Here is a 15,551-nt window from a genome sequence, read left to right on the forward strand (position 1 = left end):
AACACACAAAATTTTAAATAATTGGGTTGACATATAGTTAACCCAGTTATTTTTTGTATTTTAATATTTTAAATGCTTCCGGTGAATGGTCTCACCGGATGTTTCTTATTTAAATCATTAGAGTCGCTATGAGTGAAGTAAAGTATTTTACAAAAGAAGGGTATGATAAGCTGATGCATGAGTTAGCAGAGCTGAAGGGTAAGGGGCGTTCAGAGATTGCAAAGCAAATCCAAAAGGCACGTGAAATGGGAGACCTGAGCGAAAATGCCGAATATGACGCTGCAAAAGATGCACAAGGGCTGCTGGAAATGAAAATTGCCCAGTTGGAGACAGTCGCGGCTAATGCCCGTATCTTGGATGAGACCGGAATCGATGCAAATAAGGCCTATATTCTCTCTACGGTTAAGCTAAAAAATCTGAAAAATAAATCTGAAGTAACGTATACACTGGTATCCGAAGAAGAAGCTAATCTGAAACAAGGAAGAATTTCTATAAAATCTCCCGTAGGAAAAGCTGTGCTGGGCAAAGAAGTCGGTGATATTGTTGAAATCGATGCACCCGTAGGTAAACTTCAGTTTGAACTCCTGAGCATTAGCCGGGGATAATCCATTTCTTCCCATGTCTACTATTTTTACCAAAATCGTCAACGGTGAAATCCCCTGTCACAAAATTGCAGAAACAGACGATTTTTTTGCTTTCCTGGATATTCGGCCATTAAAAAAAGGTCATACCCTGGTCATACCCAAACAGGAAGTGAACTATATTTTTGACCTGAATGATGATCTGTATATCGGGCTTCACCTATTTGCCCGTGAGATTGCCCGGGCTGTGGAAAAAACATGCCCGTGTGCCCGTATTGCGGTCGCCGTGATTGGCCTTGAAGTGCCGCATGCACATATACACCTCGTTCCGCTTGATGAAATCGGGGAGCTGAATTTTGAAAACCCCAGAGTGGAAATGTCTTCCGATGAAATGGCGAAGCTGGCGCTGGATATTCGCGCCAACCTCGCCTGAAGGGGTTAGTATTTTACTACTCTTTTTACCAGTATTTTTTCGCCCTGCTGAAGTCTCAACAGGTAAATTCCCGCGGATATTTCATGGGTAGGCAACGTAATGGTATGTGAACCCTGCCGTACTTCCAATGGCTTCAGGTAAAATGTTCTTCCGGTAAGATCAATCAGTGAAATACTTGCCCGCCCACTGTATTCCGTGTGGAAACTGACGGTCAATGCTTCTGTAAATGGTATCGGCATTACGCCCAGCAATTCCAGCCCGTCTGGTTCGCGCACGACTTCTATTACCCGGGAATAAAAATGGGTTCCATTGATATCTACAGCTTTTAAACGGTAATAACTGATCCCCGTTTCTGCATTCTGATCAACAAACTGATAATCGGCAACGCCATCTCCTGTGCCTTTTGCCGGTGCTTTTCCGATCGCATAATACTCGGAACCATCCAGGCTTTTTTCAATTTCAAAAAAGCTATGATCGCTTTCATTAAAGGTTTCCCATACAAGCATATTGGCACTCCCCTCATTATATCCCTCAAATCGCAGGATTTCAACCGGTAATATCGGATTGATCGGACTTCGGGATATCAGTATATTTACATCACATTGCGAACCTCTCGTTCCATCTAGGATAATGGTATAAACTGTACCTGTATTCAAATTTAGTGGGCCAAAAGATGCGTCTGCAGATGGCATGCTACTCGAAACATTAAATGTACCGCATGCAATTCTTGTGGCTACATCTGCATTGTTGCAGTTTATATTCTGTACGAGCATCGCCAGCATGTTATTGGGGCCATGAGCGCAGTAGCTTTCGCTTCCAAAATGAATATACCAGTCGTTTGAAGCCAGCGGAACCGTAAAATTGTAATAGGTGGTATTTTCGAGAAATGGTTGACACTGGTTTGGACCTGGAAAACTCCCATTATCGCCCACATTTCCATTGTAGTAGCAGGTCAATACCAGGTTTGCGCCGTAGTGATCTTCTGTAGGGGTTGAAGGTGAGCCTCCCCCGCATAAATTCTGTAATCTTTGTTTCGTCGCAAATCGGGTCGTTGCCGACATGGCATCTATCCAGTTTCCTGTAGATGGGTTGGTTGCTGCATTTGGATCTAACCCGTTGCCACTGGTGAGTGTGATTGGGGAAAGGCAACGGTCGTTGGATGGCGGTGGGTTTGTACCATTAAATTGTGGCAATACAGATACACTGCCACCGGAACCACTGGTTCTTTCAACCAATACAAAAAAATGCCCGGATCCGTCCATACCCGGATGGCGAAGTGAAAACGGTACACCTGCCGTTAATGCCTGACTGCAATATACCGTGTACTGGGTATACCCCGGCTTGGTGGTGAAAGCGGTAGAACTCCATTCGCAGGGATCACCACTGGCATCGATTGACTCAGAGTATAAAATGGACAAATTTACCGTACCACTAAACCCAAGGGTAACCAGAAAAGTCATATCATACTGGGCAGCACTGGTGCCGCCAGGAATAAACTCAAACCAGGCATCCCCTCCGCAATTGGGACAAAGATTTTGGGACGATGGATTATAATTACAATTGGAGTCAAAAGTGGTTGAACTTGTATTTCCTGTTGTAAGGGTAATTGCTGAATAACAATCATTAGCTCGAACCTGTGCGATAGACAATGAAGATGCGCACACAAGTAGAAGTGCGCGTACATACAGAAGTAAGGAATTTTTCATCATTGGTGTCTGCTTGTTTTACTGCTTAATCCTCTTTGGATTATTCTCTATAAAAGACGCCCAATCTTTGTAGTTAGTATTTTTTTGTGAAAAATTTCCCTGAAAAAAGTGACAAACGGCCACTGCAAGGCCATCAGTTGCATCCATATACGAAGACGCAATCTCCCGGCCCAGATGCGTTTCCAGCATCTTTGCTACCTGCTCCTTGCTGGCAGAACCACTTCCGGTAACCGCCATTTTTACCTTTTTCGGCGCGTATTCGAAAATGGGGAGGTCGTGAATCAGCCCCGCAGCCATCGCTACTCCCTGTGCACGACCCAGCTTGAGCATGGATTGTACATTTTTGCCGTGAAAAGGTGCTTCAAGTGCCATTTCGTTTGCCCCAAAATCTTCCACCAGGCTGCTGATTCGCTGGAAAATCTTTTTCAACTTCTCCGGATGCGAAATTTTCTGGCTGCCCAGCTTGATTACCCCACACGCAAGAAGGCTCATTTTTTTTCCCTTGCAACTAATGATCCCGTAGCCGGTAATCGTTGTGCCCGGGTCGATTCCTATGATAATTCTGTCTGACACTTCGCTTTGGTTTCTTGCGTGAAAGATAATCAATTAAAAGTTTTTTATTCCCCTGCACAAGCCTTTAACTTTGACCAAATGTTTTACATGCGCGCATTTGCCCTGAAAATATATCAGTCTCTGGCTCAATTTACCTTACCCGAAATACATGGCGTCAAACCTGGCTGGATCATAAAAGCATTAATTACACTGGCAGTTTTATCATGGGTATTTTTCAGATTAATCGGAGAGGGCGTCTCTCTTTCTGCTTATATGACCAGCCTGAATGCCATGGGGTTGCTTGGTCTGGGCCTTGCTGTTGCTGGTATGCCCCTGAATCTTGGCCTGGAAACAATGAAGTGGTGGTTTATGATAAGGAAAGCGGGCAACAGCATTCGTTTTTACGTCGCATGGAAATCGGTGTTTTCGGGGCTTACGACGGGTATTTTTACCCCCAATCGCATTGGTGAATACGCCGGGCGGATAGCTTTTCTTCCTAATCCCTCTCGCCTGCAAGGCGCGGTTTTCCTCTTCGTTGATCGCATTTGCCAGATGATTATTACTCTTTGGATGGGGACTCTGTCTATGGAGTATTTCTGGAAGTATCATCGCGAAGTAATTGTCCACGCTTTTAACCTATTACCCGAATCGTGGTTATGGATTCGACGTGCTCTGTTTCTCCTTTCTTTTGTCTTACCTGTTTCCATACTGCTTTTACCTCAGATTGCAAGGTGGTCTGAAAACCGCCTGGTACGATTGGTATTCTTTCAAAAAATCGTGTCATCCCTCGGGCGTCTCGATATGTCCGTACTGTTTCCCGTATTGCTGTTGGGACTTACCCGGTATATTGTTTTTTCCCTCCAATATGTGGTGCTTATCCGTGCCTTCGGATTTGATGGATCGTGGATGCTGATTTTTGCTATGGTCTGGATGATTTTTTTGATCAAATCCGTACTCCCTTCCATTACGCTTACCGAACTGGGTATTCGGGAATCGGTGGCACTGGTAGTGATGGGCACTTTTCTAGTCCCTGCGCATGTCGCTTTTTCCGGTACATTTATTCTCTATATTATCAATATAATTTTGCCTTCACTCCTGGGGTTGTTTTATGTGTACCGATTAAAATTTTAGCTTACGCTTATGCTGCTGGCCAGTGTTCTTACGGGTTTTTGCCTGATGATCTACATCCTTTTTATTCTGCGGAATGCCTATGCCTTTGCCCGGATTCCCTGCCCGGATAAACTTCAGCCAGAATTTCAGCCGTTTGTATCTGTCGTTATTCCCGCCCGAAACGAAGCCGAAAATATTGCAGCCTGCCTGCATGCCGTTTTAAGTCAGGACTATCCAACCCATTATTTTGAGGTAATTCTTGTCAATGACCATTCAACAGATGATACCAAAATAATCGCACAGGAGATTTCCCGAAAATATTCCAACCTCAGGATTCTTGATCTTTCGGAAACGGGTATCAACTCCTACAAAAAGGCTGCACTCACAGCCGGGATTTCTGCGGCCAAAGGTGAGATTATTCTTCAGACTGATGCGGATTGTTATATGGGAAAAACCTGGCTGGCATCTATGGTTGCCTGCTTTCATCCCCATACGGGCCTTGTTTCCGGTCCGGTCATGCTTACCTACCGGCCAAAATTACTGGAAGGTTTTCAGGCAATGGAATCGATGGGACTCGTCACAATAGGTGCAGGCAGCATGGCTGTGGGAAAGCCGAATATGTGCAACGGGGCAAATCTTGCCTACCGGAAATCAGTATTTATGGAAGTCGGTGGATTTGAGGGAATTGATGGTGTAGCTTCCGGTGATGACGAATTACTCCTACAGAAAATACACTTATATAAAAAATATGAAATGCGGTTTGCCCGCTGTAAAGACGCAATCGTGCGTACTGAGGCACTGGCAACCTGGCGCGACCTGAAAGCACAGCGGCTAAGATGGGTCAGTAAAGCCCGTTCATATAAAAACCGGTCGGTGAATACCATCCAACTCATTTCCTATTTAGGCTTTCTGACATTTCCTCTTTGGGGGCTGATGTGTTGGTATGACGAAAAATGGCTGGTTCCGCTTATTGGTTTGTTTCTCGCAAAATTGATTGCAGATTATATCCTTCTGTATCAGTCCGCAAAATTTTTTCATAAATTGCGCTTGTTACTCTGGGTTTTGCCCATGCAGCTTGCCTATATTCCTTATGTATTATGGATAGGTGTGGCGGGTAATATCGTTAAAACATATACCTGGAAAGGAAGAGAAGTGCAATGAATGATGAATTGAATGACGTACAGTTCCAGATACTGGACTCGGTTTATTTTGTAGAATCGTTTCAGAATATTCTGGAAGAATCCGGCGAACAGGTTCCTGTAGTGGTGGATGAATTGCGAACCATGATCGATCGCGGCTGGTTGCAGGTGATGGAGTTTGATGAGGCCAAAGGCGATTTTACCCGTACATCCATTTTCGATACAGATCATCTGGAAAATTATCATTTCCTGGCCACGAAAGCAGGCCTTCTTAAACACAATGGCCATTAACTCCAGCTATTTATGTCAACCCCACGCCAGATAGCCTGGAAAAAATTTCGTACTAACATTCCTGCCCTGGTGGGGAGCAGTTACTTTATACTGGTTACATTGATCTCATTGTTTGGGTATGTTATTGCGCCAGACAATACCTCGAATGCAAATCTTCAGATTCTCGAACTCGCAAAAAAACCTCCGGGAACACGCGCCTGGATTTTAGCGGTCCCGATGAAAAGTGCGGAGGGCAATCGGGCAAACTACGGGTGGTGGTTTATCGGCAAATCACAAAGCTACCAGCCTATACTGTTGGCAGATACGGCTTCGTTGCGGCAGGATGGCGGGCGAATCATGTACACGACGATTTCCGGATCAGAAGACCGGATTCAACTGGCTGATTTTGGCCTGACTGCGGAAAATTTTAACAGAGAGCTCTTCCTCAGTCAATATGTTTTTCACAGGCAATATTTTTTAGGCACAGATACTTATGGAAGAGATTTGCTCAGCCGGATCATACTGGGCGGTAGGGTAAGTCTTGCTATAGGCCTAATGGCTGTATTGATTAGTCTTGTCATGGGGATTTCACTGGGGACAATTGCCGGTTATTTTGGCGGCTGGCTGGATAAAGCGATCATGTGGCTTGTCTCAGTAATGTGGGCGATTCCTACACTACTGCTTGCCCTTGCGGTTAGTTTTGTATTGGGAAAAGGTTTCTGGCAATTGTTTGTTGCCATTGGCGTCTCTATCTGGGTAGAAGTCGCCAGAATGGTAAGAGGGCAGATATTAGGGGTAAGGGAAATGCAATTTACTGAAGCGGCGCGGGCATTGGGATTTGGCGATTTTCGGATAATGTTTCGCCATATTTTTCCCAATGTATTTAGCCCGATGATAGTGGTGGCGGTAGCCAACTTTGGCGCAGCAGTGTTGATTGAATCAGGATTGAGTTTTTTGGGAATTGGCGTGGAAGTCCCGGTTCCTACCTGGGGGCGAATGATATATGAGGGTTATACGTATATTGTATTCGAAAATGGAAAATGGCTGGCTTTTTTTCCCGGAATGGCACTCATTCTGCTGGTTGTGTCCATTAACCTGATAGGTATTGGGCTCAGGGATGCCCTTGATGTAAAACTATAATATAAAATGGCGGTTCAAAATAACCGTGCGCAGGAATGAAAAACGCATACGATACCAACGATCCGAAGAAACTATTAGACCTCAAACGACTGGAGGCCGCAGCACTACTTGATGTGTTGCGGACAATTAATCATTACGAACTCAATATCATTCAGCTGTGCACGATAGCAAGGAATGTACTCCGGGCACAGTTGGGGGTGAAAAAAATGAGTTTCTTCTATGAAACGAGTGAAGTCTGGAAGGAAGGAATGCGCCTGGGCTTTGATGGCTTTTCGGAGGATGCCGTCCTTGAAATGCTGGTTCTGAAAAAAACAACACCCATAAAGAACAAATTACAGCCCCATCTGGCAAAGCTGGGAGTTGAGTATGTCGTGCCTATTGTTAATCGCGGGGCCTCGAAGGCATATTTTTGTATTGCAGATTTTGCCGACTCAGAGATGGAAACACAGAATGATCTGATCTTTATAGAGACCCTCGGAAATATCCTGTCTGTCGGTATTACCAATAAACAATTGTTTCAGGAAAAAGTGCAACAAGAGTTTCTTCGCAAAGAGCTGGAGGTAGCCGAAACAATTCAGAAACAATTATTGATTTCGGATTTCTCCAGGTTTGCTGAAATAGACGTTTTTGGTGTAAATATCGCCCATCACGGAGTAGGGGGCGATTTTTTTGATGTAATCAAAAAAGGGAAAGGAAATACCCTGGTGTGCATTGCCGATGTTGCAGGAAAAGGCATCGGTGCCGCACTGCTGATGTCAAACCTGCAGGCCAACCTAAGGGCCTTATCGGCTCAATATGATGATCTTCGCAGTATTATCCGGGACCTCAATACGATCCTCTATGACATTACTACCGGTGAAAAATTTGTAACTCTGTTTATCGCAAAAATTGATACAGACAATAAAGTCATTACCTATATCAATGCAGGTCATAATTACCCGATTTTCCTAAAAGGCCAGGAGACACTTCGACTTGAAAGCGGATGTACAATTTTAGGAATAATTCCGTCAGTTGAAATAGATGAGTCAGAACTTACGTTTTCCTCTGGCGATACGTTGTTTACTTTTACAGATGGGGTAGTGGAGCAGTCAAATACAGAGGGTGAAATGTTTGGTAGCGAAAGATTGGTCGAAAAACTCAAGAAAATACAGGGGAAAAACGCAAAAGAGATCGTTGAGATCATAGGAGAAGAACTGTCAGGGTTTGCCGGGGAGGAAGATGCTACCGATGATATTACTATGCTGAGTGTTAAATTTTTATAAGATTCGTAAAATAATATTTTCCTAATAGTGCTTACTTAGCGGAAGATTTCCTTCTCCATAAAACGTAAATCTTTGAATTACAATGAAGCAATTTAGTGTTGACTTTCTCACACAACTAGATGGGAACGCGCAGATGCTAGCCGATCGCCTGCAAAATAAAGAAGCCTTGATCGGTGTTGTTGGTCTCGGCTATGTAGGAATGCCTATTGCACTTGAGTTTTGTAAAAAAGGCTTTTCCTGTATCGGTGTGGATGTATCATCCTGGAAGGTCGAATCTCTCAATCGCGGCCAAAACTTTATAGAAGATCTTAATGATGCAGAGGTAGCAGCTGTGGTTGAGCAGGGCCTTTTCCGTGCATCAACCAGTTATGAAGATCTTGCAGATGCAGATGTGATATATATTGCAGTTCCTACTCCCTTCAATGCCAATAAGGACCCCGATCTCGCCTATATTCTTAGTGCAGGAGAAGGGATTCGCGAAATCCTCAGACCCGGACAGTTGATTATATTAAAGAGTACCACATTTCCGGGTACGACTGAAAATTATCTTATACCGGTACTTAACCAAAGTGGATTTCATGCCGGCAAAGATTTTTATATCGCTTTCAGCCCTGAAAGAGTTGACCCTGGAAACAAGGTGTTTCATACCGTTAATACCCCTATCGTGGTAGGTGGGATTGACGAAAACAGTACGTTACTTGCTTCTCTTGCCAATAGCCAGGTGATTGAAAAGGTATACATGGTCAATAACCCTAAAGTGGCCGAGCTGGAAAAACTACTGGAAAATATTTTCAGGAGTGTAAATATCGCCCTTGTCAATGAGCTGGCCTTACTTTGCGAGCGAATGGGCGGGATCAATGTATGGGATGTCATTGACGCAGCCAGCACAAAGCCTTTTGGCTATCTGAAATTTATGCCAGGTCCGGGTGTGGGGGGACATTGTATTCCCATTGACCCATACTATCTTTCATGGCTTGCCAGAGAGTATGACTTTGAAACTAAGTTTATCACCCTCGCAGCCAATGTAAATGAAAGTATGCCGTATCATGTATGCAACCTGGTAATCCGCGAAGTTGCAAGACAGCCCATTACTTTAAGTGATGCTAAAATTCTGATTTTGGGTGCATCATTTAAGAAGAATGTAAAGGATTTGAGGCATTCCCCCTCAGAAGCGATTATTCACCGCCTGATGGAAGAAGGCATTCATAATATAGATTATAGTGATCCATGGGCTCCCGAATACGATGCAGTGGGGCGCCGGTTCTATTCTGTGGAGCTTACGCCTGAAACTATTTCTTCTTACAACTGTGTTATTCTCGTGACAGACCACGATGATTTTAATATTGAAGAAGTAGTCAAACACTCAAAACATGTAGTGGACACACGAAATATGGCTGCGGCAATCACAGAGGGCAGAGAAAAAATTACCCTTTTGGGGCATACGGAGGCTAAGCCAAAATTTGAAATGCAGCATTAGTGAAAACATGATTTTCCTAAGTTATTGTTTTGGAGGCGTTTGGGAATTTTTTTAACCAAACGCCTCTTTTTATTGTGTCCAGGCTTGCACAGGTTAGATTTATTCCCTAATTTTGATGCTCTCTTTAGGAAAAAGCGCTAAAGAAGTTTCTTTTAAAAGTTTTTAAAAAAATCTCGCATGAAAATTTGGAGATTAAAAATAATCACCTGATCTTTGCGAGGCTTTTAGAAAAACGGGTTAAAAAAAGAGTTTAACAGGGGATTGAGGAGCGGGCAAAGCGGGGAAAAAATAAGAGTTCATTGAAATACGTTAAGATGCAGAACTGAGATTTGCTTGTTGCGAAACAAGCGAAGCCTAAAGGAAAGTAGACGATATCGTAAGAGAAATCTACGATGGAGAGTTTGATCCTGGCTCAGGACGAACGCTAGCGGCAGGCCTAATACATGCAAGTCGAACGGTAAGGTCTCTTCGGAGACTACGAGTGGCGCACGGGTGCGTAACGCGTATGCAATCTACCCTCCGGTGGGGAATAGCCAGTGGAAACGCTGAATAATACCCCGTACGATTCATGAATCGCATGGTTTATGAAAGAAAGCTTTGGCGTCGGAGGATGAGCATGCGTCCCATTAGCTAGATGGCGAGGTAACGGCTCACCATGGCGATGATGGGTAGCTGGTCTGAGAGGATGATCAGCCACACGGGCACTGAGACACGGGCCCGACTCCTACGGGAGGCAGCAGTAAGGAATATTGGTCAATGGGGGCAACCCTGAACCAGCCATGCCGCGTGCAGGAAGAAGGCCCTCTGGGTCGTAAACTGCTTTTATCAGGGAATAATAATATGCTATAGGCATAGATGTAGGTACCTGAAGAATAAGCACCGGCTAACTACGTGCCAGCAGCCGCGGTAATACGTAGGGTGCAAGCGTTGTCCGGATTTATTGGGTTTAAAGGGTGCGTAGGCGGTTTGTTAAGTTAGTGGTGAAAACGTCCCGCTCAACGGGATACCCGCCATTGATACTGACAGGCTTGAGTATGTTCGAGGAAGTTGGAATGCGTGGTGTAGCGGTGAAATGCATAGATATCACGCAGAACGCCGATTGCGAAGGCAGACTTCTAGGACACAACTGACGCTGATGCACGAAAGCGTGGGGAGCGAACAGGATTAGATACCCTGGTAGTCCACGCTGTAAACGATGGTCACTAGGTGCTCGGGACTTCGGTTTTGAGTGCCCAAGCGAAAGCGATAAGTGACCCACCTGGGGAGTACGGTCGCAAGACTGAAACTCAAAGGAATTGACGGGGGCCCGCACAAGCGGTGGAGCATGTGGTTTAATTCGATGATACGCGAGGAACCTTACCTGGGCTAGAATGCCTCTGACCGCCGCCGAAAGGTGGTTTTCCTTCGGGACAGAGTGCAAGGTGCTGCATGGTTGTCGTCAGCTCGTGCCGTGAGGTGTTGGGTTAAGTCCCGCAACGAGCGCAACCCCTATTCTTAGTTGCCAGCACATAATGGTGGGGACTCTAAGGAGACTGCCTCCGCAAGGAGTGAGGAAGGCGGGGATGACGTCAAATCATCATGGCCCTTACGCCCAGGGCGACACACGTGCTACAATGGACGGTACAGCGAGTAGCGAGCCTGCGAAGGTGAGCCAATCTCTAAAAGCCGTTCTCAGTTCGGATTGGAGTCTGCAACTCGACTCCATGAAGTTGGAATCGCTAGTAATCGCGGATCAGCCATGCCGCGGTGAATACGTTCCCGGGCCTTGTACACACCGCCCGTCAAGCCATGGAAGCCGGGGGCACCTGAAGTCGGGGGTAAAAGCCCGCCTAGGGTGAAACTGGTAACTGGGGCTAAGTCGTAACAAGGTAGCCGTACCGGAAGGTGCGGCTGGATTACCTCCTTTCTAGAGAAAACAGGATCTATTGAATTTAGGTATTAGTTCTGCATCACGTATTTTCACTTAGTTCGGTTGCGAGATTGGTCGAAAGGCCAAGGGTAAAGGGCTACGGAACTAACTAGAGGGGCTTGTAGCTCAGGTGGTTAGAGCGCTACACTGATAATGTAGAGGTCCGTGGTTCGAGTCCACGCAAGCCCACCACGAAGAAGTCGTGGCTGGGGGGATTAGCTCAGCTGGCTAGAGCACCTGCTTTGCAAGCAGGGGGTCGTCGGTTCGACTCCGACATTCTCCACGAAGACGGAAGGGATCTGAAGTCTGAAGTTATTTGACATATTGTAAGAAAAGATAGAGTAGCAAAAAATGCGGCTAAGCGATTAGCTGTATGCAAGAGTTAGAAGAAAAAAGAGAAGGGTGTACGGGGGATGCCTGGGCATCTGGAGGCGAAGAAGGACGTGGCAAGCTGCGAAAAGCTTCGGGGAGACGCAAGCAGTCTGCGATCCGGAGATATCCGAATGGGGCAACCCATCTGCTACGGCAGATATCCCAGCAATGGGAGGCGAACGCAGGGAACTGAAACATCTAAGTACCTGTAGGAAGAGAAAACAAAAGTGATTCCCTAAGTAGTGGCGAGCGAACGGGGAACAGCCCAAACCGGTGCGGTTACGGCCGCATCGGGGTTGTAGGACCACGAGATGGAAAGAGGGAGGAAGTCGAAGACCGTTGGAAAGCGGCACGAGACGGGGTGATAGTCCCGTAGACGTAACGAACTTGGACCTAGTGGAATCCTGAGTAGGGCGGGGCCGGAGAAACCCTGTCTGAAACTGGCGGCACCATCCGCCAAGGCTAAATACTCCCAGATGACCGATAGCGCACAAGTACCGTGAGGGAAAGGTGAAAAGCACCCTGCATAAGGGAGTGAAAAAGTACCTGAAACCGTACACCTACAAACAGTCGGAGTCTGCTTAGGCAGATGACGGCGTGCCTTTTGCATAATGAGCCTACGAGTTGCTCCTCACTAGCAAGGTTAAGGATTTAAGGTCCGTAGCCGGAGCGAAAGCGAGTCTTAACAGGGCGGAGAGTTAGTGGGGGCAGACGCGAAACCTTAGTGATCTACCCATGGGCAGGTTGAAGTGGCTGTAACAGGCCATGGAGGACCGAACCAGTATACGTTGAAAAGTGTTTGGATGACTTGTGGGTAGGGGTGAAAGGCCAATCAAACTGGGAAATAGCTCGTACTCCCCGAAATGTTTTTAGGAACAGCCTCGGGGTGAGTCTATCGGAGGTAGAGCTACTGATAGGGCTAGGGGGAGTCACATCCTACCAAACCCTGACAAACTCCGAATGCCGGTAGATATCCCCGGGAGTGAGGGCTAGGGTGCTAAGGTCCTGGTCCGAGAGGGAAAGAACCCAGACCATCAGCTAAGGTCCCCAAATGTATGCTAAGTTGAACTAACGTGGTTTGAGTGCGAAGACAGCTAGGATGTTGGCTTGGAAGCAGCCATTCATTTAAAGAGTGCGTAACAGCTCACTAGTCGAGTGCTTGAGCATGGATAATAATCGGGCATAAAGCATACTACCGAAGCTATGGTATCTGCTTAGGCAGATAGGTAGGGGAGCATTCTATGGACAGAGAAGCTGAACTGCGAAGTTTGGTGGAGTGCATAGAAAAGCAAATGTAGGCATAAGTAACGATAATGCAGGTGAGAAACCTGCACACCGAAAGACTAAGGTTTCCTATTCAATGCTAATCAGAATAGGGTTAGTCGGGACCTAAGGCGCACCCGAAAGGGGAAGTCGATGGAAAATCGGTTAATATTCCGATACTTTTTCTGACTGCGATGGGGCGACGCAGGCTTGAAACCACCGCGTGGAGACGGAATTCCACGTTAAAGGGTGTAGATAGAAGTTTTGTAGGCAAATCCGCAGAACTTGTCGAACCTGACAGTACCGCGAGGCTACGGCTGAGCGGAAAGTGTGGGTAAAGACTGCCAAGAAAACCCTCTAAGCATAGGTCAGAGAGACCCGTACCGTAAACCGACACAGGTAGTCGGGGTGAGAATCCTAAGGTGCTCGAGTGAATCGTGGCTAAGGAACTCGGCAAATTAGTCCTGTAACTTCGGGAGAAGGGACGTCTGCTTCGGCAGATCGCAGAGAAATGGCCCAGGCGACTGTTTAACAAAAACACAGGGCTTTGCAAAGTCGAAAGACGCAGTATAAGGCCTGACACCTGCCCGGTGCTGGAAGGTTAAGAGGAGGGGTTCACGCTCTGAATCGAAGCCCCAGTAAACGGCGGCCGTAACTATAACGGTCCTAAGGTAGCGAAATTCCTTGTCGGGTAAGTTCCGACCTGCACGAATGGTGTAACGATCTGGGCACTGTCTCGGCCACGAGCTCGGTGAAATTGTAGTACCGGTGAAGATGCCGGTTACCCGCTACGGGACGAAAAGACCCCGTGAACCTTTACTATAGCTTAGTGTTGCCAACGGTTGAAGAATGTGTAGGATAGGTGGGAGGCTATGAACCGGGGACGCCAGTCTTCGGGGAGCCGTCCTTGAAATACCACCCTTTCTTTAATGGTTGCCTAATTCCGCAAGGAAGACAGCGCTAGGTGGGTAGTTTGACTGGGGTGGTCGCCTCCAAAAAAGTATCGGAGGCTTCCAAAGGTACCCTCAGTACGGTTGGTAATCGTACGTAGAGCGCAATAGCAGAAGGGTGCTTGACTGAGAGACTCACAAGTCGATCAGGGACGAAAGTCGGGTATAGTGATCCGGCGGTTCCGCATGGAAGGGCCGTCGCTCAAAGGATAAAAGGTACTCCGGGGATAACAGGCTGATCTCCCCCAAGAGCTCACATCGACGGGGAGGTTTGGCACCTCGATGTCGGCTCGTCACATCCTGGGGCTGGAGAAGGTCCCAAGGGTTGGGCTGTTCGCCCATTAAAGTGGCACGCGAGCTGGGTTCAGAACGTCGTGAGACAGTTCGGTCTCTATCTGTAGCGGGCGCAGGAAAATTGCGCGGAGCTGACCCTAGTACGAGAGGACCGGGTTGGACCGACCGCTAGTGTACCAGTTGTGGCGCCAGCTGCATCGCTGGGTAGCTATGTCGGGAAGGGATAAGCGCTGAAAGCATCTAAGTGCGAAGCCCACCGCAAGATGAGTTTTCCCTTGAGGGTCGTGGAAGAAGACCACGTAGATAGGCGATAAGTGTAAGTGTGGTAACATATTCAGCTGAGTCGTACTAATCACCCGATAGATTTTCTTCGCTTTGCTTTACTGCAAAGTGCTCCATTTGCTGCTTTATCTTTACAATATGTCGAACTTATAGCGACACAGGGCCGTTTTCGGGAACGGTACTCAACTTGTGTCAACCACCTTTTAGGTGTCCATAGCGTGGGGGTCCACCTCTTCCCTTCCCGAACAGAGTAGTTAAGCCCCACTGCGCCGATGGTACTGCGGTAACACGTGGGAGAGTAGGTCGACGCCACCCTTTGTGAGGTCATTCCACCCGGAATGACCTCTTTTTTTTTGACTAATGCCATCTTTATCCCAACCCTGGTTATTGGTCATTGGGCCTGTCTCTTTTCCTATGCCATCGTAAATATAACCAGGCTTAATAATCCACTCCCCCCTACGCAAATCCAGAAAAGCCAATTGTCAGGAAACCGCCTGGTTGAAGACAAAATAAAATAAACAATTCCGGCTAATAAATTCCCGCCCAAGGCATACAACGGATGTGCGACATATGCCAAACCCTGATTTTTGGGTAACGGAAAAATCTTTGCAATAAGAAACAAAGTCCCCAAACTCACCAAAATGACTAATGCCGTTTTTCCTAAACGAATCAGCCATTCATATTTTTTTAATTCAGCCATATACCTTTTTTACCTAAATAACAATGAAAATATCAGATATGAAATTACCCTATTGGGTAGTTTTTCTTTTAAAACTTACTAGTTATCCCAAAAAAATCCTATTTTAAGAAT

At 46.4% G+C, this 15,551-nt stretch carries 11 protein-coding genes, 2 tRNA genes and 3 rRNA genes; 13 read left to right on the forward strand and 3 right to left on the reverse strand.

The window, feature by feature from the left end:
• The first annotated feature begins 128 nt into the window (after positions 1-128).
• Complete coding sequence (gene greA, locus R3D00_09500; GenBank protein ID MEZ4773407.1) at positions 129-605, forward strand: transcription elongation factor GreA; 477 nt, start codon at positions 129-131, stop codon at positions 603-605.
• A 13-nt stretch (positions 606-618) separates the two neighbouring features.
• Positions 619-1,014, forward strand: a complete 396-nt coding sequence (locus R3D00_09505; GenBank protein ID MEZ4773408.1) for an HIT family protein — start codon at positions 619-621, stop codon at positions 1,012-1,014.
• Between the two features lie 5 nt (positions 1,015-1,019).
• Here R3D00_09505 and R3D00_09510 read toward each other — a convergent pair whose 3' ends face one another.
• Positions 1,020-2,723 carry a T9SS type A sorting domain-containing protein gene (locus R3D00_09510; protein MEZ4773409.1) on the reverse strand — a complete coding sequence of 568 codons (1,704 nt, stop codon included), beginning with the start codon at positions 2,721-2,723 and terminating at the stop codon, positions 1,020-1,022.
• Positions 2,724-2,738: 15 nt separating this feature from the next.
• On the reverse strand, positions 2,739-3,293 hold the full coding sequence (gene ruvC / locus R3D00_09515; protein ID MEZ4773410.1) for a crossover junction endodeoxyribonuclease RuvC: 555 nt from the start codon (positions 3,291-3,293) through the stop codon (positions 2,739-2,741).
• A gap of 87 nt (positions 3,294-3,380) precedes the next feature.
• On the opposite strand from ruvC, the gene R3D00_09520 reads away from it, so the two are divergent.
• The 11 genes from R3D00_09520 (at position 3,381) to rrf (ending at position 15,055) form a co-directional block, all read left to right on the forward strand.
• Positions 3,381-4,403 carry a lysylphosphatidylglycerol synthase domain-containing protein gene (locus R3D00_09520; protein MEZ4773411.1) on the forward strand — a complete coding sequence of 341 codons (1,023 nt, stop codon included), beginning with the start codon at positions 3,381-3,383 and terminating at the stop codon, positions 4,401-4,403.
• Positions 4,404-4,412: 9 nt separating this feature from the next.
• Positions 4,413-5,543, forward strand: a complete 1,131-nt coding sequence (locus R3D00_09525; GenBank protein ID MEZ4773412.1) for a glycosyltransferase — start codon at positions 4,413-4,415, stop codon at positions 5,541-5,543.
• Entirely contained in the window at positions 5,540-5,812 is a 273-nt protein-coding gene (locus tag R3D00_09530) for a hypothetical protein (protein ID MEZ4773413.1), read from the forward strand. Before R3D00_09525 ends, R3D00_09530 begins: the two co-directional genes overlap by 4 nt.
• A gap of 12 nt (positions 5,813-5,824) precedes the next feature.
• Positions 5,825-6,931 carry an ABC transporter permease gene (locus tag R3D00_09535; protein ID MEZ4773414.1) on the forward strand — a complete coding sequence of 369 codons (1,107 nt, stop codon included), beginning with the start codon at positions 5,825-5,827 and terminating at the stop codon, positions 6,929-6,931.
• 35 nt (positions 6,932-6,966) lie between these two features.
• Complete coding sequence (locus tag R3D00_09540; GenBank protein MEZ4773415.1) at positions 6,967-8,193, forward strand: PP2C family protein-serine/threonine phosphatase; 1,227 nt, start codon at positions 6,967-6,969, stop codon at positions 8,191-8,193.
• Positions 8,194-8,275: 82 nt separating this feature from the next.
• A complete protein-coding gene (locus R3D00_09545; protein ID MEZ4773416.1) occupies positions 8,276-9,670 on the forward strand; it encodes a nucleotide sugar dehydrogenase in 1,395 nt (464 codons plus the stop codon).
• A 389-nt stretch (positions 9,671-10,059) separates the two neighbouring features.
• Positions 10,060-11,576 (forward strand): 16S ribosomal RNA (locus R3D00_09550).
• A 118-nt stretch (positions 11,577-11,694) separates the two neighbouring features.
• Positions 11,695-11,771: transfer RNA gene (locus R3D00_09555), tRNA-Ile, on the forward strand.
• Positions 11,772-11,788: 17 nt separating this feature from the next.
• Positions 11,789-11,862: transfer RNA gene (locus tag R3D00_09560), tRNA-Ala, on the forward strand.
• Between the two features lie 103 nt (positions 11,863-11,965).
• Positions 11,966-14,831 (forward strand): 23S ribosomal RNA (locus R3D00_09565).
• Positions 14,832-14,943: 112 nt separating this feature from the next.
• Positions 14,944-15,055: ribosomal RNA gene (rrf, locus tag R3D00_09570) — 5S ribosomal RNA — on the forward strand.
• Together the 16S, 23S and 5S rRNA genes with 2 tRNA genes alongside form the textbook arrangement of a ribosomal RNA operon.
• Before the next feature lie 97 nt (positions 15,056-15,152).
• Here the strand turns inward: rrf and R3D00_09575 are convergent.
• Entirely contained in the window at positions 15,153-15,440 is a 288-nt protein-coding gene (locus R3D00_09575) for a hypothetical protein (GenBank protein MEZ4773417.1), read from the reverse strand.
• Positions 15,441-15,551: the final 111 nt, after the last annotated feature.

Source organism: Bacteroidia bacterium (assembly GCA_041391665.1).
Classification (GTDB): Bacteria; Bacteroidota; Bacteroidia; order J057; family J057; genus JAGQVA01.